Here is a 19,970-nt window from a genome sequence, read left to right on the forward strand (position 1 = left end):
CATCCACACTGTGGATAACTTCTGTGGATAACTTGTCCACAGGTGGCCGCGAGGCGCCGCAGTCCTGGTCCACACCCCTCGCCGCCGTGGCCGCGCTGGGGGTGGGAGCCGCTGCACTCGCCGCCGCTGCCGTCGCCACGACGGGTGATCCGGCCGGCCGCGCGCTCATCGGACTCGCCGCACTGGCAGCCCTGGCGCTGGCCGCGGTCCAACGTCCGAAGTTGAGTGTCGACGGCGACGTCCTGCGCATCAGAACTCTGCGCGGAACCCGCGACCACGGGCGCGACGACGTGCTCTCACTGCGTCTGGTCCCGTACCCGCGGCTCGGTCGACGGGTTCCGATGCTGGAGATGGACGTGACCGACGGCGACGACGAGCGACTCGTCATCTTCGGTCGCTGGGACCTCGGGGCCGATCCGCGCGCCGTGTTCGACACCCTCGAACTGCAAGGGTGGGTCGACGCGGGCTGGTCGCAGCGGGACTAGCCCACCACGAGCGTCGGAGCGAGCGTCGCGGCACGCAGACCGATCAGCGCCAGGGCGAGCAGCCCGACGCCGGCGATGCCGAACCATCCCAGTCGGCGTGACCGACGAGCGTCCGAGCCGGTGACGAACAGCACCGCGGCCGTGGCGGCGGCACCGGCGGCGAGCCCGCCGAGGTGTCCCCACAGGGAGATACCGGGGATCGCGATGCTCAGCACCACGTTGAGCCCGATCACGACGAGCACCGGGGTGGGGCTGCGGCGCAGCCGGACGAGGATCACGGCCTGTGCACCGAGGAGGCCGAACACGGCGCCGGATGCTCCGACCGTCGCCACCAGGGGGCTGGACAGCCACATCACCGCCGCGGCGCCGCCCAGCAGCGCGACGACGTACACGGCGAGGTATCGCGAGCGTCCGAGCACCAGTTCGCAATCGCGCCCGATGACGTACAGGGCGAACATGTTCACGGCGAGGTGCACGATGCCGGAGTGCAGGAAACCACTGCCCAGGATGCGGACGACATCGCCGTCGGCCACCAGGAGCGGAACGAGCTGCCAGCTGCGGAACAGCGAGCTCGACTGGTTCGCCAGGCCGCCGGACTGAGCGGCCGTGAGGGCGAACACGAGGATGTTCAGTGCCATCAGCGCGTAGGTGACGACGGGGGTGGAGACGGTCCTGCTGACACCACCGGCCATCGTGCGGGCACGCGGGATCGACCCCGCAGCCTGTGCTACGCACTCGACACAGTGCTGACCCACCGCGGCCGGCCGCAGGCATTCCGGGCAGGCCGGTCGGTCGCACCGGGTGCAGGACAGGCCGGTGGGCCGATCGGGGTGGCGCACGCAGGTAGGGAGGGGCGGCACCGGAGCGCCGCCCCATCCTGGTCCTGTCATGTCACACCGATCTCGCGACGGGGGACCGTGTCGGTCGAATCAGGCAATGGTGACGGATTCGATGACGACGTCGTTCACGGGGCGATCGCCGCGGCCGGTCGCGGTCGAGCCGATCTCGTCGACGACCTTCTGCGACGCGGGATCGATGACCTCGCCGAAGATGGTGTGACGACGGTTGAGATGCGGCGTCGGGCCGACGGTGATGAAGAACTGCGAACCGTTGGTGCCGGGGCCCGCGTTCGCCATGGCGAGCAGGTACGGACGATCGAACGACAGCTCGGGGTGGAACTCGTCGCCGAACTTGTATCCGGGACCACCGGTGCCGGTGCCGGTGGGGTCACCACCCTGGAGCATGAAGCCCGCGATGACGCGGTGGAAGATCGCACCGTCGTAGAAGGGTCCCTCGGAGGTGCCCGACGCGTTCTTCGTGCTGTAGTCCTTGGTGCCCTGCGCGAGACCGACGAAGTTCTCGACCGTCTTCGGCGCGTGGTTGCCGAAGAGGGCGATCACGATGTCGCCGTGATTCGTGTGCAGGGTCGCGGTCTGAGTCTGTAGAGGTGAGGTCACAACACCATCGTGCCACCCGGGGAATGTGCAAGGGTGAACGGATGACGTCAACACCCGACAGTGCCACCGCCAAGAAGGCGCTCGGCATCGCCCGTGACACCGCCCTCACGCTCGCGAAGGGCCCCGCAGCAACAGGTTTCGTCGTCACTCGCAAGGGGGTGTCGGTCCTCCGGTCACGACGCGCCCAGCAGCGTGCCGCTCGTCCCGCACCCGTGCGTGCGGCGGCGCCCGTTCGACGCGGTCGGTTCGTGCCCGGCCGCCGCGCCGGCGTGATCGGACTGCTCGTCCTCTTCGGCGCCGGCGCTGTCGCGTTCTCCCGCTCGCGCCGCACCGAGCTGCCCCCTCCCGCCGCCGAGCCGCCGAGCCTGGGCACGCCGACGACCAACGGTCACCAGGCGCCCTGACACTGCTCCGCCGGTCAGAGCACCCCGAGCACGAACCGCGCCACGTCGGCCAGGTCCATGGTTCGTGGGGCGGGTGGGCTCGGCACTCCGGCCACCACCTCGGCCACGGCCCGTGCCGACACGCTGCCCGGTTCCAGGTAGTCGGCATGGCCCACGGTGCCCGCCGTGTCCAGCGCCTCGGTCTCGGGTCGCTCGCTGGGATCGGGCCCGAACCGTCCCAGGTCGGCGACGGGGTCCCACGCCGCCTCGGCGACGTGCACCGGGCCCGGCGCCGCTGCGGCGGCGCGGTCGCTCCATCCGGGCGAGCCCATCACCACCACGGCGTCGACGGGGGCACCGGCCTCGATGGCCTGCGCCGCGACGACGGTGCCGTAGGAGTGCGCCACCAGCGTCACCTCCGGAGCATCACCACCGTGTCGACGATCGCCGAGCGCCTCGAGAACGCCGACGAGTGCCGGCGCGCCGGCCGCGGCCGGTGCCGTCGAGGCGACGCTGCGCCCGGGCTCGACGAGCTCCGTGTTCCATTGCGGCGCCTCGTATCCGAGCCACGACACACCTGCGGTGACGGAGCCGGGTGACAGCGCACCCGCCTCGGTGACGAGTGCCGCCGTCTCGCCGTCGTGTCGCGCGATCGACCCCGCCACCGTCGTCCCGGCGCCCGGAACCACCACCGCCACCCGATCCGCACCGTCGAGGTCGCCGACGGACACCCCCGCCAGGGTGCGGCGCGTGCCAGCCTCGTAGTGCACGAGACGGCGCTCGGGTCGCGCGAGCACCTCGATCAGCGCGTCGATGGCCGCCAGGCGCTGCCGCGTCTCGGCGAGTCCCGCGTCCACGTTCGAGAACGCGCCCCCGAACGCGGCGTCGTCGAGTCGCGCGGACAAGTCCCGTTCGGCGACGACGAGGCGCTCACGGTCCTCGGCCATCCGCGCCCGGTTGGCGGTGTCGAGCACCGCCACGGCCCTCGTGGGCGCCGACTCCGGCGGCGCGTCTCCGCCTGCCCTGGTCAGGTCCTCGGCGACCGTGCGATCCAGTTCGGCGAGGGCGCCCGTCCGATCCGCGGGATCCCATCGCGACAGGGCTGCACGGTCGTCACCCGCGCGGGCGAGGACGTCCGCGATCCGACCCAACACGTCCGCTCGCGTCGACAGCTCCGCCGCCGTACCCACGACGGCCGACCGAGCGGCGTCGGCCGCCGCTCCCTCCCACCCGGGCAGCCGCCCGATCGCGGTCGTGCGATCGACCAGCACGCGCAGGCGAGTCCCCGCGGACACCACCCTCGTGTGCATGCTCCACATGTCCGGTGCTGTCCAGACCACCGACTCGCTCACGCCGACCCCCGTCGTTCCCGGACGGCACGTGACGGCCGCCTCGAGCGGACAGTGGACCAGATGGAGCCGGCGGGCCTCGCTGCGTCGTCCACAGCCCGGGGAACGAGCCGTCAGCGCCGCTCGGCAGGCACTCCGGTGTCCTCGATGACGGCCCTGGGCACCGGCGTGGACATCTGTTGGGCACCTCGGCTGCGCTTGGCCTTGTAGAGCTCGGCGTCGGCGGCCCGGTAGATCTCCGACCACTTGCGCACGGTGGGCATGCAGACCAGTCCGACGCTCCACTCGGCCGAGTGCGCTGCCCGCAGCCGCTCCAGAAGGGTCGCCGCCTCGCCCTCACCGGTTCCCGGCATGAACAGCACGAACTCGTCGCCGCCGAGACGGCCCAGGACGTCGCCCTTGCGCAGCTGACCGCGCCACGCTGCCGAGACCCGCTCGAGCAGTACGTCGCCGGCGATGTGCCCGTAGATGTCGTTCACGGTCTTGAAGTTGTCGAGATCGAGAACCGCCATGCTCACCGGCAGACCACGAGAGGCGAAGACCGGGAGCAGTTTCTCGACGCGGTCCTCGAGGCCCTGACGGTTGAGGAGTCCGGTCAGGGCGTCCCGCGACGCCGAGTGCCGCATGCGCCGCGAGTGGGAGCCGAAGAACTCGGCGGCGGCCACGATGCCCAGCGCGGTGAGGACGTAACCCACCATCGGCATGGTCGACGGCGACAGCGCGGCCGCCACGACCGATCCCACCGTCAGCACGCTCACCCACACCCAGCCGCCGCGCTCACTCCAGTACCCCGCGAGCTGCATGCCCAGGAACATCGCCGCCTGACTCAGCAGCAGGTACGCCACCGGTCCGTCCGACGTGAGGAACATCGCGCACAGCGACGCGACGGCGCCGCCCGTCACGATGCCCAGCGTGCGAGGCGAGGTCGGACGCGGGCCGAAGTGCAGGACGGCCGCACCGAGGAGTTGGAGACCTGCCGCGAGGACCATGACCACGGTTCCGGTGGTCGTGCCCGAGAACGCGACGGCACCGGCGATGAAGAGAACGGCGGTGGGACAGAGATAGACCACCATCGCGGTGCTCGCTTCTGTTCCTCGTCCGGGGTTCACGCGTCAAGTATCGACGATGAGGCGCGCAGTGGTGGACGAAGCATCGCCGGTGGGCATGGTGACATATCCAGAGACGAGAACACCCTGCTCCGGCATGCGGAACAGGGTGTGGTCGTGACTGTGGAGCCTAGGAGATTCGAACTCCTGACATCTGCCTTGCAAAGGCAGCGCTCTACCAACTGAGCTAAGGCCCCGGATCGACATCCGGCAGACGATGCCACCGCGTACTCTCCACGCGGATCGCGCGAACAGTGACGGCAACGACGACCGACGTCACGAGGGCGGGGAGAAGAATCCTCACGGACATCCTTTCTCGCTCTCGTTCGTGGGCCTAGGAGGACTTGAACCTCCGACCTCTTCCTTATCAGGGAAGCGCTCTAACCGCCTGAGCTATAGGCCCGCACTCGGCCCGCAGAGCACGGTGGAACGTGCTGTGCTGACCGAGGAACGAGATTACCGCACACACGGCGCGAGACCAAAACGCCGGTGTGCGGTGGGTCAGTCCCGGTCCGCCAGCGTCACTTCCAGGCCACCGACGAGGTCGGAGCACAGGTTGTAGATGAACGTGCCGATGGTCGTCAGTGCTGTGAACAGCACCACGTTGATGAGACCGATGACGGCGGCGTAACCGAAGATCTGGCCGGCCGACACCAACCCGGACTCGCCGGACGTGGCGACGATGTCGGAGAACGCATTGTTCAGTCGATCCCACACGCCCATGCCGTCGAGCACCATGTACAGCAGCCCGACGGCCACCATCCAGACGAAGAACAGCGACACGGAGATCACGAGCGACAGCTTCAACATCGACCACGGATCGATCTTGCGCACCTGGACGGTCGCGCGCAGCGGCTCACCGGACTCCGACGGCCGCGCCGTCATCATCGGGGTGGCGCGCTCGGTGCGCTGCTCCTCCTGCTGCGGGTGACGGACCGTCGAGAGGTCCGGCATGTCGGTGGGCAGGTCGTTCCGCGCGATGTTGCGCGTCGGCCCGTCGATCACCGCAGCCTTGGCCGTCGCCTCGGCGGGACGCCCCTGGCGGGGGCGGTCCTGACCGTCCGTCGGACGTGCAGCGGGCTGCACGGTCGTCCGGGCCTGACCCTGGTCCGGACGAGCCTGCTCGGGAGCGCGGCCCGCCGGAGCGGGACGGCTCTGCAGGTTCGTCTGCGGCTGCCGCTGGGGTGGCTGCTGCTCCCGCACGGGAGCCTGCTGGGAGTCCGGTGTCCGAGCCGGACGGGGACCCTGATGGCCGGGGTCCTGTCGAGCAGGGTCCTGTCGAGCGGAGTCCTGCCGAGCGGCGTCCTGCTGCACCCCGTCCTGGCGCGCGCCGTCCTGCTGGGCAGGCGGCCACGCCGCGGGCGGGCGAGGTGCCGGGGGTCCGCCGGCAGGCCGTGGGGCCTGACGGTCGGACGTGGTGCTCGGCGCGGGGCGTCCGTTTCCGGTGGACCCGGGCTGTTCGGGAGTACTCACTGCGCTCATGACTCCTTGGATCCGTCGGCCTCGGCGATCGCGAGGTCCTCCGGCTCGTCCGCGTTGCGTGCGATGGCCAGCAGGTTGTCGCCGTCGCCGAGGTTCATCAGCCGAACGCCCTTGGTCTGGCGTCCTGCCTTGCGAACCTGACGAGCCGCGGTGCGGATGACACCGCCGCTCGAGGTGATGGCGTAGAGCTCGTCGTCGTCCTCGACGATGAGCGCTCCCACCAGGGTGCCACGACGCGGGTCGTACTGAATGGTCAGCACGCCCTTGCCACCGCGGCCCTGCGGGGGGTAGTCCTCCATCGCGGTGCGCTTCGCGTAGCCACCGGACGTGGCGACCAGCAGGTACGTGCCGTCCTTCACCACGTTCAGGGAGAGCAGTGCGTCCTCGCCGTTGAAGCGCATTCCCTGGACACCCGAAGTGGCGCGGCCCATCGGGCGCAGCACCTCGTCGGTGGCCGAGAAGCGGATCGACTGGCCCTGAGCGGACACGAGCAGCAGGTCGTCCGAATTGGTGCACAGCACGGCTCCGACCAGCTCGTCGTCGCCACGCAGGTTGACGGCCACGATGCCACCGGAACGGTTGGAGTCGAAGTCGGCCAACTTGGACTTCTTCACCAGACCGGCCTTCGTCGCGAGCACCAGGTACGGCGCGTCGTCGTAGGTCTTGATCTGGATGATCTGCGCGATGCGCTCGTCCGGCTGGAACGCCAACAGGTTGGCGACGTGCTGTCCGCGGGCCGTGCGGTTGGCCTCGGGGAGCTCGTACGCCTTGGCCCGGTAGACCCGGCCCTTCGTGGTGAAGAACAGGATCCAGTCGTGCGTCGAGCAGACGAAGAACTTGCTGACGATGTCGTCCTGCTTGAGACCCGCGCCCTGCACACCCTTGCCGCCGCGCTTCTGCGATCGGTAGAGGTCGGTTCGCGTGCGCTTGGCATACCCCGTCTCCGTGATGGTGACCACGACGTTCTCACGCGCGATCAGGTCCTCGTCGCTGACGTCGCCGTCGGCCGCGATGATCCGGGTACGACGATCGTCGCCGAACTTGTCGACGATCTCCTTCAGCTCCGAGCGCACGATCTCCCGCTGACGCTCCGGACGGTCCAGGATGTCCTGCAGGTCCGCGATCTCGATCTCGATCGCGGCGAGCTCGTCGACGATGCGCTGCCGTTCGAGGGCGGCGAGGCGACGCAGCTGCATCGCGAGGATGGCGTCCGCCTGGATCTGATCGACGTCGAGCAGGTCCATCAGGCCCTGGCGTGCGACATCAGCGTCGGCGGACCGGCGGATCAACGCGATGACCTCGTCGAGGGCGTCGAGCGCCTTCACCAGTCCGCGCAGGATGTGGGCCCGCTCCTCGGCCTTCCGCAACCGGTACCGCGTACGACGGACGATCACGTCGAGCTGGTGTGTCACGTACAGCTTGATCATCTGGTCGATCCGCAGGGTGCGCGGAACGCCGTCGACGATCGAGAGCATGTTGGCGCCGAAGCTCGTCTGCAACTGGCTGTGCTTGTAGAGGTTGTTCAGCACCACCTTCGCGACCGCGTCGCGACGCAGCTTGATGACGATGCGCATACCGACACGGTCGGACGACTGGTCCTCGATGTCGGAGATGCCGGCGATGCGGCCGTCCTTGAGCTGCTCGGCGATCGAGGCGATCATGTTGTCCGGGTTCACCTGGAACGGCAGCTCGGTGACGACGATCTGCGTGCCGCCGCGCTCCCCCTCCTCGATGTCGACCACGCCGCGCATGCGGATCGATCCGCGACCGGTGCGGTACGCGTCCTCGATGCCCTGCGATCCGACGATGAGACCGTGAGTGGGGAAGTCCGGTCCCTTGATCCGCTCGATCATCGCCTCGAGGGCGATCTCTTCACTGGCCTCGTAGTTGTCCAACATCCAGTACACACCCTCGGCGAGTTCCCGAAGGTTGTGCGGCGGAACGTTGGTCGCCATGCCGACCGCGATGCCGCCACTGCCGTTGGCGAGCAGATTGGGGAAGCGGGCGGGCAGCACGGTCGGCTCGAGGGTGCGGCCGTCGTAGTTCGCGATGAAGTCGACGGTCTCCTCCTCGATGTCCGCGAGCATCTGCATCGCGAGAGGAGTGAGCCGACACTCGGTGTACCGCATGGCCGCCGGGCCGTCGTTGCCGCGGGAACCGAAGTTGCCCTGACCGTCGACGAGCGGGTACCGCATGGACCACGGCTGCGCCATGCGCACGAGGGTGTCGTAGATCGAGCTGTCGCCGTGGGGGTGGTAGTTGCCCATGGTCTCGGCCACCGGTCGAGCCGACTTCACGTATCCGCGATCGGGTCGATATCCGTTGTCGAACATGGCGTACAGCACGCGGCGGTGCACGGGCTTGAGACCGTCGCGCACCTCCGGGAGTGCTCGACCGACGATGACGCTCATCGCGTAGTCGATGTAGCTGTTCTGCATCTCCTGCTGGATGTCGACCAGCTCGATGCGGTCGGACGTGGGTCCGTCGCCGCCGGTGGGGGGCAGGGTGGTGTCTGTCATTGCATTCTCCTAGCGCGGCGCTCGGGGCGCGGAGCGCCTATACGTCGAGGAAACGAACGTCCTTGGCATTACGGGTGATGAAGCTGCGGCGGGCCTCGACGTCCTCACCCATGAGGATGGAGAAGAGTTCGTCGGCGGCGGCAGCGTCGTCCAGAGTCACTTGACGCAGCACGCGCACGCTCGGATCCATCGTGGTCTCCCACAGTTCCTTCGCGTTCATCTCGCCCAGGCCTTTGTAGCGCTGGATGCCGTCGTCCTTGTTGATCTTCTTGCCCGACGCCAGGCCGGCCTCGATCAGTCCGTCGCGCTCCCGATCGGAGTAGGCGAACTCGGGATCCGCACCTCGCTGCCACTTGAGCTTGTACAGCGGCGGCATGGCCAGGTAGACGTAGCCGTGCTCCACGAGAGGCCGCATGAAGCGGAACAGCAAGGTGAGCAACAGAGTCGAGATGTGCTGGCCGTCGACGTCGGCGTCGGCCATCAGCACGATCTTGTGATAGCGCAGCTTCGCGATGTCGAACTCGTCGTGGATGCCGGTGCCGAACGCCGTGATGATCGACTGGACCTCGGTGTTCTTGAGGACACGGTCGATGCGGGCCTTCTCGACGTTGATGATCTTGCCGCGCAACGGAAGAATGGCCTGATACATCGAGTCGCGACCGGACTTGGCGGAGCCGCCGGCCGAGTCGCCCTCCACGATGTAGATCTCGCACTTCGACGGATCATTGGAACGGCAGTCCGCGAGCTTGCCCGGCAGTCCACCGATGTCGGTGGCGCTCTTGCGCCGCACCAGATCTCGCGCACGACGAGCAGCTGTGCGCGCCTGCATCGAGGCGACGGCCTTGGAGATGATGAGCTTGGCCTCGGCGGGATTCGCCTCGAACCAGTGCGTGAGGTGTTCGCCGGCGGCCTTCTGCACGAAAGACTTCACCTCGGTGTTGCCGAGCTTGGTCTTCGTCTGGCCCTCGAACTGCGGCTCACCGACCTTGACGGAGATGATGGCGGCGAGACCCTCGCGGATGTCGTCTCCGGTGAGGATGCCGTCCTTCTCCTTGACGAGCTTCTTCTCGTTGGCGTACTTCTTCACGACGTTGGTCAGCGCGGAGCGGAACCCCTCTTCGTGCGTACCGCCCTCGTGCGTGTTGATCGTGTTGGCGAACGTGTGCACGGACTCCGCGTACGTCGAGTTCCACTGCATCGCGATCTCGAGTTCGTGGCCCGGGCCCTTGGCCGAGAAACCGATGACCGACGGATGCTGCGGCGTCTTCGCACGGTTGATGTAGCGGACGTAGTCCTCGAGACCACCGGGGTAGTGGTAGGTCCGGGTCTTGATCTTGGCCGGTGCTCCCGACGGCTCCTCGGCGTCCGCCTTGGGCGTCTCCGCCAGCTCGCTCTCGGAGGCCTCGTCGGCGATGCGCTCGATGTCCGAGGCGCGCTCGTCGGTGAGGACGATGGTGAGTCCCTTGTTCAGGAACGCCATCTCCTGCAGGCGACGCGCGACCGTGTCGAACTTGAAGACGGTCTCCTCGAAGATGTCCGCGTCCGGCCAGAACGAGATCGCCGTACCCGTGCGCTTCGTCGGCTCGCCCTTGATCAGCTCGCCGGGGACGGATCGCGTGTAGGTCTGCTCCCAGTGGAAGCCGTCGTTGTCGACCTGCGCGAGCAGGGTCGTCGACAGAGCGTTGACCACGGAGATACCCACGCCGTGCAGGCCGCCGGACACCGCGTAGGAGTCGGAGTCGAACTTGCCGCCGGCGTGCAGCTGAGTCATGACGACCTCGATGGTCGGTATGCCCGAGGAGTGCATGCCGACGGGGATACCGCGACCGTCGTCGACGACCCGCACGCCGCCGTCGGCGAGAAGGGTGACCTCCACCGTGGTGGCATGACCTGCCATCGCCTCGTCGACGGAGTTGTCGACGACCTCCCAGATCAGGTGGTGCAGGCCGCGCTCTCCGGTGGAACCGATGTACATACCGGGTCGCTTGCGTACCGCCTCGAGTCCTTCGAGGACGGTGATCGACGACGCGTCGTATTCCTTCGGCTTGTCGCTCTTGCCTGCCTTGGGGTCAGCCACGGTCAGCTGTTCTCCTTCTCGACTACGCTCCCCCGACACTCACCTCGCTCGGTGAGGACGGCAGAGGACCTCGACCCGAAAAAATGCGCTCGGGGACGCATGCCCCTCGCGCTCGGTGGTCTTTACCGGTCCATCGTACCGGTAAAGCGTGGGTCGCGGCTCACGTCGACACCCGAAACGGCCCCTCATTGCGTCGGAGACGGACTTTTCTCGTGTTCCGCGGTTCATTTCGTGGGTACGAGGGCTCCGCGCGTCAGAGATCGAGCGTCAGCCGCTCGCCCGCGGAGCGCGACACACAGATCAGCATGTGATCCTCGCGCTCGTCGTCGGCGAGGCGTCGGTCCCGGTGCTCGGGAGCGCCGGCCAGAACCTTCACCTTGCACGTTCCGCAGAAGCCCTGGCGGCACGAGTACGGCACACCCGGGACGAACTCGCGGATCACGTCGAGTGCCGTCCGGTCCGCCGCGACGTCGAGCACCGTCCCGGACGACGCGAGTTCGACACTGAACGGGGATCCGGCGACGACGGGCGGCGGCGAGAACCGCTCGTAGTGCAGACGCGTCGCTCCCGTCGCCGGGACACCCTCGCGCACCAGAGCCAGCATCGGGGGCGGACCGCAGCAGTAGACGGATCCGCCGTCCGGCGCGTGGCGGAGAAGATCCGCTGCGGTGGGCAACCCGTCGACGTCGTCGGTCCGGACGGTCACACGCTCCTGGTCCCACGTCGACACCTCGTCGAGGAACGGCATCGACTGCCGTGAGCGTCCGCTGTAGACCAGATGCCAGTCCATGCCGAGGGCACGGGCCCGCCGCACCATCGGGATGATCGCGGTGATGCCGATACCACCGGTCACGAACAACGCGGATCCGGACGCGTAGAACGGAAAAGCGTTGCGCGGACCGGTGACCGAGAGTCTGTCTCCCACCTCGAGGGTGTGCATCTCGGCCGAACCGCCGCCGCCGTCCGGTACCAGTCGCACCGCGATCGAGTACGCGTCCTTCTCGAGCGGGTCACCGCACAGCGAGTACTGCCGGCGACGCCCCGAGGGGAGCACGAGGTCGAGGTGGCTGCCCGGATGCCACGGCGGGACGTCACCGCCGTCGACTCGGCGAAGCGTCAGCCCGACCACGTTCTCGTCCCGGCACAGCGTGAAACGCTCGGAGACCGCCATCGTGTGCGTCCGCGTCTGGACCGGCGCCGCACGCGCCTTGTACTTCGAGTGATCCAGGATGGCGAACAGCTTGTCCAGCCCGTCCGTGATCTGCGCCAGCGACTCGTCCATGCCGCCCTTGCCGAGCAGATCCTCGGGAATCGTCCGGGACGCGCGGTACTCGCGCACGGCCGCCATGGCTCGTGCGAACGTGCGATCGCCCATCAGACCGTGGCGGCCCTCGCCGCCGGGGAGGTGGCGAGGTACGCGACTGCCAACGAGGTGGATCCCTCCTTGGACGGGTGGTAGTCCTTCCGCAGGTACCGCACGGACGCCTTGCCGACGGCCTTGGCGGTGGGGAACAACCCGCGCTGCGTGACGGCCCTGATCTGCTTCAGCGTGTAGCTGCGCTGATCGTCCGTCAGCGTCGGATCGTTCTTCATGAGGAAGCGGAGACCGCGGCCCCACATGACCACGACGGTCGGTGCGACGAGAAGGTAGGTACGCGTGCGGCGGAACCGACGCGTGTCGAAGTAATGCAACACGTCGTAGGCCACGGCGCGGTGCTCCACCTCCTCGGCCCCGTGCCAGCGCACGAGGTCCAACATGCGGGGATCCACGTCCGCCTCGTCCAGGCCCTTCTCCGTCAGCACCCACATGCCGAGGAACGACGTGAGGTGCTCGATGGCGGCGATGAGAGCCAGGCGCTCGACGAGGCTGTTCTTGGTGTTCGTCGACCTCTTGTCGAGAGCGACCCGGAAGACGTACTCCATCTGCTTCACGTACGGCGCCGGGTCCAGGCCCTGGTCGGCCAGGAACGTGTGGATGCCGGAGTGCGCCTGCGCGTGCATGGCCTCCTGGCCGATGAAGCCGATCACGTCGGCGCGCAGCTTCTCGTCGTGGATCAACGGCAGCGCCTCCTTGAACACGCGCACGAACCACTCCTCGCCCTCGGGGAGGAACAGGTGCATCACGTTCATGAGGTGCGTGGCCAGGGGGTCACCGTCCATGTAGTGCATGCGCATGGACTCCCAGTCGAACGAGACGTTGCGCGCCTGCAGGACGACGGGTCCTGGATCGTCGTTCATCATCGGGTCCTTTCGTGGCTGATCATTCGATCATTCGCCGCAGAGCGCGAGTTCGGATCGGATCCACCGTGACGCTGTCCCCGATCACCACGTCCGGTCGTTTCCCCGTGAAACGCTACGCACCCTCGTGACATCGATCAATGGGCCCGGGGGTTCACCCGTAGGTGTCACGAGGTCCGCGACCCGACACGTGACGGTCGCCCTTCTTCCAACTGGGCGCAGCCGGGCCGGTGATACGGAGCGACGTGACCACACCGTGGCCCACGGACGCGGCGATCTTCGCGAGGATCTGCGACTGCATCAACCGCAACTGGGTCGCCCACGCCGTGGACTCCGCCGACACCGCCAGCACGCCGTCCCGGACGGACACCGGCTCCGCGTGCGCCGCGATGTCCTCACCCACCACCTGGGGCCACCGGCCGAGCACCGTGCCCTCGTCCACCTTCGCCGACCAGCCACGCGACGCGGCGAGCGTCTTCGCGAGCGACCCGAGTGCCTGCGGATCACGGTCGTCGGGCCTCGAGCCGGACCAGGTGCGCGACCGTCGCGGCCGGCGTTGCGTCGACGCGCGACCCTGCCCCACGGCCTTGCCGTTGGCCTTGGCCGCCGCACGCGCGTTCTCCAGCGCGCGCCGCGCGATGTCCGCTCCGCGCAGCGGGGGCTCGGCCGGACCGCTGCCGGACGGCGTCTCGTCCGTCATGACTCCTCCTCCACGTGGCTCGTGTCGACATCAGTATCGGACGTGCCTCCGACAGAATCCGACCCGGACACCTCGGTCAGTTCCGATCTGCGTGCACCCTCGGTCTCGTGGGCACGGACGTCCATGCGGCGCGCTCGCAACTCGGGCGGAACGTCCTCGGGCACTGCCGCGGTCACCAACACCTGCTCCGCCGTCACCGCGACCCCCGCCAGGGCGGTCCGCCGCGCACGATCGAGTTCGGCGAAGACGTCGTCGAGGAGGAGCACGGGATCCGAACCCTCGGAACGCAGCAACTCGAAAGCGCCGAGCCGCAGGGACAGTGCGAAGGACCACGACTCGCCGTGACTCGCAAACCCCTTGGCAGGATCGGTTCCGAGTACGAGGTCGAGATCGTCACGATGCGGGCCGACGAGGGTGACACCGCGTTCGATCTCCCGTGTCCGCATCACCGAGAGCTGTTGCAGGAAGGCTGCTTCGAGCACCTCGACGTCGTCCGGTTCCTCCGTTCGATCCAGCGCGAGCATCTCGGGGGGCATGGCGTCGGCGAGACTGCTCCGGTACGCGATGGCCGCAGGCCGCGACGACGGTGCGATCCGGCGGTAGGCGTCGACGACGAAGGGACCGACGTCGCGTACCGCGCGCAGCCGGTGCTCCACGATCTCGGCACCGAAGCCGGCGAGCTGCCCGTCCCACACGTCGAGCGTGGCCAACGCGTTCGCGCCGTCGCTCGACGACGATCCGCGTCGCAGAACCCCGCTCGCGCTCTTGAGTAGCGCGGACCTCTGCCGGAGAACGCGGTCGTAATCCGCACGGACAGCGGCCATTCGAGGAGACCGCGCGACGATCAGCTCATCGAGGTAGCGGCGCCGCTCGCTCGGATCGCCGCGCACCATCGCCAGATCCTCGGGTGCGAACAACACCGTGTTCAGGATGCCCAGCACCTCCCGTGTCCGCCGCACCGGAGAAGTGTTGATGCGAGCGCGATTCGCCCGCCCGTCGTTGATCTCCACGTCGACGGTGAGCTCGCGACCGAGGTTGACGACGGACGCCCGCACGAGAGCGCGTTCCGCACCCGTCCGGACGAGCGGAGCATCGGCCGACACCCGGTGCGACGACAGCGTCGCGACGTACCCCAGTGCCTCGAGAATGTTGGTCTTCCCGTGGCCGTTGGGACCGACGAACACCGTCACCCCCGGCGCGAGATCCACCGAGAGTTGTTGCCAGGAACGAAAATCGACCAGGGTCGCCGAGCGGACGAACACTTACGCGCCGGTGCTCTCCGTGTTGGGGGCACGCTGCACCGCGTGTCCACCGAACTGGTTGCGCAGCGCGGACACCGCCTTCATGGCGGGCGAATCCACCTGTCGCGACGCGAATCTCGCGAACAGTGCCGCGGAGATGACGGGAGCCGGCACCGAGTGTCGGATCGCCTCCTCGACGGTCCAGCGTCCTTCACCGGAATCCTGTGTGTAGCCGGAGATGTCGGTGAAGCCCGGATCTTCCTGCAGAGCCTTCACCAGGAGATCGAGCAACCACGACCGTACGACGGTGCCCTTGGTCCACGCACGCACCACACCGGTGACGTCCTCGATGAGATCCTCCGCGGCGAGGAGCTCGTACCCCTCGGCGTAGGCGTGCATGAGGCCGTACTCGATACCGTTGTGCACCATCTTCGCGTAGTGACCCGCGCCCACCGGGCCGGCGTGGACGAAGCCGTCCGCCCGCTCTCCCTCGGGACGCAACGCATCGAACACGGGCATGGCGCGCTCGACGTCCGCAGCAGCACCGCCGACCATGAGGCCGTACCCGTTCTCCAGGCCCCAGACGCCGCCCGAGACGCCGGCGTCGACATAGCCGATGCCCTTCGCGGACAACAGTTCCGCGTGCACCGCGTCATCGGTGAAGCGCGAGTTGCCGCCGTCGATCACGAGGTCGCCCTCGGACAGCACGCCGGCCAGAGTGGTGACGGTGTCGCGTGTGACGGGGCCGGACGGCACCATCACCCAGACGATGCGGGGAGCGGGGAGCGCGGCGGCGAGGGCCTCGAGCGACTCGACGTCGGTGACCTCCGGCCGCGGATCGTAACCGGTGACCTCGATGTCGTGGCGCCGCAAGCGCTCACGCATGTTGAAGCCCATCTTGCCGAGACCGACCAACCCGATGTTCATGCGTGGCTTCCTTTCGATGGACCTGCGCCGGTGCCTCGCGAGCGACTCAGCCCGGAAGGCGTACCGGCATGAGCAGGTACGTGTACGCACTCTTCGGTGCGCTGAACGTTCCGGTCTCGTCCGGCTCGAGCTCGTCCTCACCCGCCGGGCGCAGCACTGCGGGCCGGCTCGGTGTGGTGAACCCGAAGGACACCCGCTCGGAGTGCAGCGAGTTGAGACCGTCGATGAGATACCCCGGATTGAACGCGATCACCAGGGGCTCGCCCTGGAAGTTCGCCTCGATCGACTCCTCGGCCCGGCCTGCATCGTCGCCGCCGGCGGACAGAGTGACCGTGTCGGCCGAGAACTCGAGGCGGACCTGCGCCCCACGCTCGGCGAGCAGAGCGACACGCTTGATGGCTTCGAGGAGGGGAGCGATGGGCACGCTGGCGACCGCGGTGTGCTCGGACGGCAGCAACTGCCGGAACTTCGGGAACTCTGCGTCGAGCAGGCGGGTGGTGGTGCGGCGGCCGTCGCTGACGATGCCCAGGAGGCCGTCGTTGCCGATGTGCGATGCGGAGCCCAGAGCGAGCTCGACGCCCGACTCCGCGCCTCCGCCAATGCTTTTCGCGGACTCGGACAGGGTCTTGGCGGGGATGAGGACCGCCGCGGCCGTACCGGGTGCGGCCGGAGTCCAGTCGAGTTCGCGCACGGCGAGACGGAACCGGTCGGTAGCGGCGAGCACCACGGAGTCGCCGTCGATCTCCATGCGGATACCGGTGAGCATCGGGAGCGTGTCGTCACGGCCCGCGGCGATGGCCACCTGGCTGATGGCCTCGGCGAACACGTCGACCGGGACGGTGCCCGTCTGCGACGGCAGTTCGGGGAGTTGCGGGTAGTCCTCCACCGGCATCGTGGGAAGCGAGAACTTGGCACTGCCGCACGTGATGAGCACCTTGGTCCCGTCGACCGAGACGTCGACCGGCTTGTTCGGCAGCGAGCGCGTGATGTCGGCGAGCAGCTTGCCCGACACGAGCACCTGGCCTCCGCCGGCGACCTCCACGGGAACGCGTACCTGGGCCGACACCTCGTAGTCGAAGCCGGAGACCGTCAGTCCGGAGTCGTCGACCGACAGCAGCACACCGCCGAGGACGGGAACCGCGGGACGGGACGGGAGTGATCGCGCCACCCAGGCCACCGAATCGGAAAAATCTTCTCGAGCAACTCGAAACTTCACACTGCCAAGCTCCATCGCCCGGTTGATCCTCTCGCTGACCTGCTCCACACGAGTCGGTGGGCAAACCACACCGTATGCCCTCGAGCGCGTGCTGAAAAGTCGGGGTTGGTCTCGATCCGAGGCCTCGGAGGCGGTTGTGAATGGATCCGTCCCCACCCTGTTTTCAAAGAGATGTTCCTAGGAAGAAATACAAGCAGTAGTCATAGGTCCTGTGGAATCTGTGGACCGACCCTGTCCGGTGCTGGTGGCACGGCGTGGCGGCTCGAGGATGAACCCGGGCATCACGACGGGCTCGGTGCGGGTCACATGTGGACGGACGGTGGACTCGGTGCGAACTACAGATTTCATCCCCGGGGTATCCACGTTATTCACACAGTTGTCCACAGGTGTGTATCGAGCAGAATCGGCCCGGATCCCGGCCGAACTCGTCTCCCTTCGGGGCTCCGTACCGACGAGAACGGCCGCCCGCATCGCCGCGGGGGCGAGTCGAACGGCCGTGGACACTCGGAGGGGTCAGCGCTTGGAGCGCTGCTTCACGCGAGCGGTGAGCTCCTGCACCTGGTTGTACGTACGGTGCCGCTCGGCCATCTCCTTGCGGATCTTCTTGTCGGCGTACATGACGGTGGTGTGGTCACGGCCGAACGTCTGACCGATCTTGGGCAGCGACAGATCGGTCAGCTCGCGGCACAGATACATCGCGATCTGTCGCGCCTGCGCCAGCGCGCGGGCCTTGCCGGGGCCGCACAGTTCCTCGATCGAGGTGTCGAAGTACTCCGCGGTGACGGCCATGATCGTCGCCGCCGTGATCTCCAGTCCCGTCGAGTCCGGCATCAGATCTCGGAGAACGGCCTCGGCGAGCGCGGTGTCCAGGTTGTGCCCGTTGAGCGACGCGAAGGCCGTGACTCGGATGAGCGCGCCCTCGAGCTCACGGATGTTCCGCTCGATCCGGCTCGCGATGAGTTCGAGCACCTCGTGGGGCACGTCGAGGCGGTCCATCTGCGCCTTCTTGCTCAGGATCGCGATACGCGTCTCGAGCTCGGGCGGTTGCACGTCGGTGATGAGGCCCCACTCGAAGCGGGTGCGCAGTCGTTCCTCGAGGGTCGCGAGCTGCTTGGGCGGCCGATCGGAGGAGACCACGATCTGCTTGTTCGCGTTGTGCAGCGTGTTGAAGGTGTGGAAGAACTCCTCCTGGATACCTTCCTTGCCCTCGATGAACTGGATGTCGTCGACCAGCAGGACGTCCGTCTCGCGGTAGCGGCGCTTGAACGCCACCTTGCGGTCGTCTCGAAGGCTGTTGATGAAGTCGTTCGTGAACTCCTCGGTGGACACGTACTTCACACGCATGCCGGGAAACAGACGTTGGGCGTAGTGTCCGGCGGCGTGCAGCAGGTGCGTCTTCCCCAGTCCGGACGCACCCCAGACGAACAGCGGGTTGTACGCCCGCGCCGGAGCCTCCGCGATGGCGACGGCGGCCGCGTGGGCGAACCGGTTGGAGGCGCCGATGACGAAGGTGTCGAACGTGTACTTCGCGTTGAGGCTGGTGCTGCCCGTCGGAGTGGACGTCGAGCGCGGCGGCACCGTGTACGAGGTGGGCCACGAGTTCTGGACGCTGGTCAGAGCGTCCCGGTCGTCGTCGACCTCCTCGTGATCGCCGTAGTCACTGCTCTCGGAGTCGGACGGCTCGCCCGCGGTGGACTCGGTGAGCAGGCGCCGGCGATACACGGGTGCACTGTGTGCGGTGTCGGGGCGACGTTCGGTGTCGACGGGCGTGGGAACGTCCGAGAGGTCGGCGTCCGCTCCGGGCGCCAGCCGGACACCGAGCCCCTCGACCGGGCGGTCGAGGTGGCGACCGAGGGCCGCGAGGATGGGTTCACGCAGACCGCGCTCGACTGCCTCCTGCGCGATCGGCGACGGAACCGAGAGCAGAGCGAAACCTTGCGCCAGAGTGATGGGGCGGACGAGAGCGAGCCACGCCTTCTGGGCGCGAGACAGAGAGGACCCCGAATTCGACTCCGCGGTGAGCTCGGCGACGACGCTCGGCCATACAGCGGCCAAGACGTCCGGATCGTCCTCCACGGTGCCTCCCCAGGGCCGTGGCGTGACCGCGGCCGTCGATGATGCTGCGGTGCCTCGAGGGCCCCGCCGACGACACGAATATGCCACTCGACCTGTGTTTCCACATAATTATCCACAGCTGTGGACAAACGACACCGGTGTAGCTCGACGGCATCTCGCACGGAGACGTGCCGGAGCAGCGGCGTTCTGACCTGCGGCGATGCAGAGCCTTGGTGAGAGATCCCCACCGACGGGGCGAGACGTCGTCACCCGCACAGCGAAGTTAGCAGGCTCGTCGGCGCACAACAAGACGAACGGTCCTCTCCTGCCGCCGCGAGGTCGTCGTCGTGCTCGAGGCGTGTCATCGTGACAGGAGCACCGTCCCCGGGGTAGCGCGGTTTGACCTCGTTCGACGCCGTCAGTACCCTCGAACGGTCACCCGCGACATGCGTGGATCGGTCCTGCCGTTCTCCTGCGCGAGTGGCCACCGAACTCGAGTTCGCCGAACTCGCGACCATCAGCACACCACCGGCAGTCCTCGGGACTGCCGATATCTCGAGGAGTACCACCGTGGCCAAGGGCAAGCGGACGTTCCAGCCGAACAACCGTCGTCGTGCACGCGTGCACGGTTTCCGTCTGCGCATGCGCACGCGTGCCGGTCGCGCGATCGTGTCGGCTCGTCGCGGCAAGGGCCGCGCGTCGCTGACCGCCTGATTTCCCGGTAACCGGAACGCT

General features: G+C 67.9%; 17 protein-coding genes and 2 tRNA genes. 3 read left to right on the forward strand and 16 right to left on the reverse strand.

The features are described from left to right. The first annotated feature begins 23 nt into the window (after positions 1 to 23). Positions 24 to 485, forward strand: a complete 462-nt coding sequence (locus tag QRN16_RS10200; RefSeq protein ID WP_285186365.1) for a PH domain-containing protein — start codon at positions 24 to 26, stop codon at positions 483 to 485. On the opposite strand, the gene QRN16_RS10205 is transcribed toward QRN16_RS10200, so the two are convergent. Beyond that, complete coding sequence (locus QRN16_RS10205) at positions 482 to 1,375, reverse strand: rhomboid family intramembrane serine protease (RefSeq protein ID WP_222637832.1); 894 nt, start codon at positions 1,373 to 1,375, stop codon at positions 482 to 484. The two genes, QRN16_RS10200 and QRN16_RS10205, sit on opposite strands and share 4 nt — an antisense overlap. A 39-nt stretch (positions 1,376 to 1,414) precedes the next feature. Beyond that, complete coding sequence (locus QRN16_RS10210) at positions 1,415 to 1,942, reverse strand: peptidylprolyl isomerase (protein ID WP_285186368.1); 528 nt, start codon at positions 1,940 to 1,942, stop codon at positions 1,415 to 1,417. Between the two features lie 41 nt (positions 1,943 to 1,983). On the opposite strand from QRN16_RS10210, the gene QRN16_RS10215 reads away from it, so the two are divergent. Continuing rightward, entirely contained in the window at positions 1,984 to 2,346 is a 363-nt protein-coding gene (locus QRN16_RS10215) for a hypothetical protein (protein WP_285186371.1), read from the forward strand. 14 nt (positions 2,347 to 2,360) lie between these two features. Here the strand turns inward: QRN16_RS10215 and QRN16_RS10220 are convergent, their stop codons facing one another. The 14 genes from QRN16_RS10220 to dnaA form a co-directional block, all read right to left on the reverse strand. Further along, positions 2,361 to 3,677 (reverse strand): alpha/beta hydrolase, encoded by a 1,317-nt coding sequence (locus QRN16_RS10220; RefSeq protein WP_285186373.1) that lies wholly within the window; start codon positions 3,675 to 3,677, stop codon positions 2,361 to 2,363. 110 nt (positions 3,678 to 3,787) lie between these two features. Then, positions 3,788 to 4,783, reverse strand: a complete 996-nt coding sequence (locus tag QRN16_RS10225) for a GGDEF domain-containing protein (protein ID WP_231476347.1) — start codon at positions 4,781 to 4,783, stop codon at positions 3,788 to 3,790. Positions 4,784 to 4,904: 121 nt separating this feature from the next. After that, a tRNA-Ala gene (locus QRN16_RS10230) sits at positions 4,905 to 4,977 on the reverse strand. A 132-nt stretch (positions 4,978 to 5,109) separates the two neighbouring features. After that, positions 5,110 to 5,183 (reverse strand) — tRNA-Ile (locus tag QRN16_RS10235). A gap of 98 nt (positions 5,184 to 5,281) precedes the next feature. Further along, entirely contained in the window at positions 5,282 to 6,262 is a 981-nt protein-coding gene (locus QRN16_RS10240; RefSeq protein ID WP_285186376.1) for a DUF3566 domain-containing protein, read from the reverse strand. Then, positions 6,259 to 8,781 (reverse strand): DNA gyrase subunit A, encoded by a 2,523-nt coding sequence (gene gyrA, locus QRN16_RS10245; protein ID WP_222649992.1) that lies wholly within the window; start codon positions 8,779 to 8,781, stop codon positions 6,259 to 6,261. Before gyrA ends, QRN16_RS10240 begins: the two co-directional genes overlap by 4 nt. 37 nt (positions 8,782 to 8,818) lie before the next feature. Then, positions 8,819 to 10,858, reverse strand: coding sequence for a DNA topoisomerase (ATP-hydrolyzing) subunit B (gene gyrB, locus QRN16_RS10250; protein WP_027505936.1), 2,040 nt, complete (start codon positions 10,856 to 10,858; stop codon positions 8,819 to 8,821). Between the two features lie 253 nt (positions 10,859 to 11,111). Further along, positions 11,112 to 12,206 (reverse strand): PDR/VanB family oxidoreductase, encoded by a 1,095-nt coding sequence (locus tag QRN16_RS10255; protein ID WP_502943998.1) that lies wholly within the window; start codon positions 12,204 to 12,206, stop codon positions 11,112 to 11,114. Positions 12,207 to 12,232: 26 nt separating this feature from the next. Continuing rightward, complete coding sequence (locus QRN16_RS10260) at positions 12,233 to 13,096, reverse strand: metal-dependent hydrolase (RefSeq protein ID WP_285186383.1); 864 nt, start codon at positions 13,094 to 13,096, stop codon at positions 12,233 to 12,235. Between the two features lie 154 nt (positions 13,097 to 13,250). Next, entirely contained in the window at positions 13,251 to 13,796 is a 546-nt protein-coding gene (locus tag QRN16_RS10265; protein ID WP_285186385.1) for a DUF721 family protein, read from the reverse strand. Beyond that, a complete protein-coding gene (gene recF, locus QRN16_RS10270) occupies positions 13,793 to 15,058 on the reverse strand; it encodes a DNA replication/repair protein RecF (protein ID WP_285186387.1) in 1,266 nt (421 codons plus the stop codon). Before recF ends, QRN16_RS10265 begins: the two co-directional genes overlap by 4 nt. Next, entirely contained in the window at positions 15,059 to 15,964 is a 906-nt protein-coding gene (gene gnd / locus QRN16_RS10275) for a phosphogluconate dehydrogenase (NAD(+)-dependent, decarboxylating) (protein WP_027505941.1), read from the reverse strand. It lies immediately after the preceding gene. Between the two features lie 46 nt (positions 15,965 to 16,010). Continuing rightward, positions 16,011 to 17,195, reverse strand: a complete 1,185-nt coding sequence (gene dnaN / locus QRN16_RS10280; RefSeq protein ID WP_027505942.1) for a DNA polymerase III subunit beta — start codon at positions 17,193 to 17,195, stop codon at positions 16,011 to 16,013. A 498-nt stretch (positions 17,196 to 17,693) separates the two neighbouring features. After that, positions 17,694 to 19,256, reverse strand: a complete 1,563-nt coding sequence (gene dnaA / locus QRN16_RS10285) for a chromosomal replication initiator protein DnaA (RefSeq protein WP_027505943.1) — start codon at positions 19,254 to 19,256, stop codon at positions 17,694 to 17,696. Positions 19,257 to 19,805: 549 nt separating this feature from the next. Between dnaA and rpmH the strand changes: the two genes are divergently transcribed. Beyond that, positions 19,806 to 19,949: a 50S ribosomal protein L34 gene (gene rpmH, locus QRN16_RS10290; protein WP_027505944.1), complete on the forward strand. Its 144-nt coding sequence runs from the start codon at positions 19,806 to 19,808 to the stop codon at positions 19,947 to 19,949. Positions 19,950 to 19,970 lie beyond the last annotated feature (21 nt).

The organism is Rhodococcus sp. MEB041, assembly GCF_030208955.1.
Taxonomy (GTDB): domain Bacteria; phylum Actinomycetota; class Actinomycetes; order Mycobacteriales; family Mycobacteriaceae; genus Rhodococcoides.

Bases quoted from the DNA above. Each gene is read 5' to 3' on its own strand.
- QRN16_RS10255 (WP_502943998.1), bottom strand. From the start codon at position 12,206: ATGGCGGCCGTGCGCGAGTACCGCGCGTCCCGGACGATTCCCGAGGAT.
- dnaN (WP_027505942.1), bottom strand. From the start codon at position 17,195: ATGGAGCTTGGCAGTGTGAAGTTTCGAGTTGCTCGAGAAGATTTTTCC.
- gnd (WP_027505941.1), bottom strand. From the start codon at position 15,964: ATGAACATCGGGTTGGTCGGTCTCGGCAAGATGGGCTTCAACATGCGT.
- QRN16_RS10205 (WP_222637832.1), bottom strand. From the start codon at position 1,375: ATGACAGGACCAGGATGGGGCGGCGCTCCGGTGCCGCCCCTCCCTACC.
- QRN16_RS10260 (WP_285186383.1), bottom strand. From the start codon at position 13,096: ATGAACGACGATCCAGGACCCGTCGTCCTGCAGGCGCGCAACGTCTCG.
- QRN16_RS10240 (WP_285186376.1), bottom strand. From the start codon at position 6,262: ATGAGCGCAGTGAGTACTCCCGAACAGCCCGGGTCCACCGGAAACGGA.
- gyrA (WP_222649992.1), bottom strand. From the start codon at position 8,781: ATGACAGACACCACCCTGCCCCCCACCGGCGGCGACGGACCCACGTCC.
- QRN16_RS10265 (WP_285186385.1), bottom strand. From the start codon at position 13,796: ATGACGGACGAGACGCCGTCCGGCAGCGGTCCGGCCGAGCCCCCGCTG.
- QRN16_RS10215 (WP_285186371.1), top strand. From the start codon at position 1,984: ATGACGTCAACACCCGACAGTGCCACCGCCAAGAAGGCGCTCGGCATC.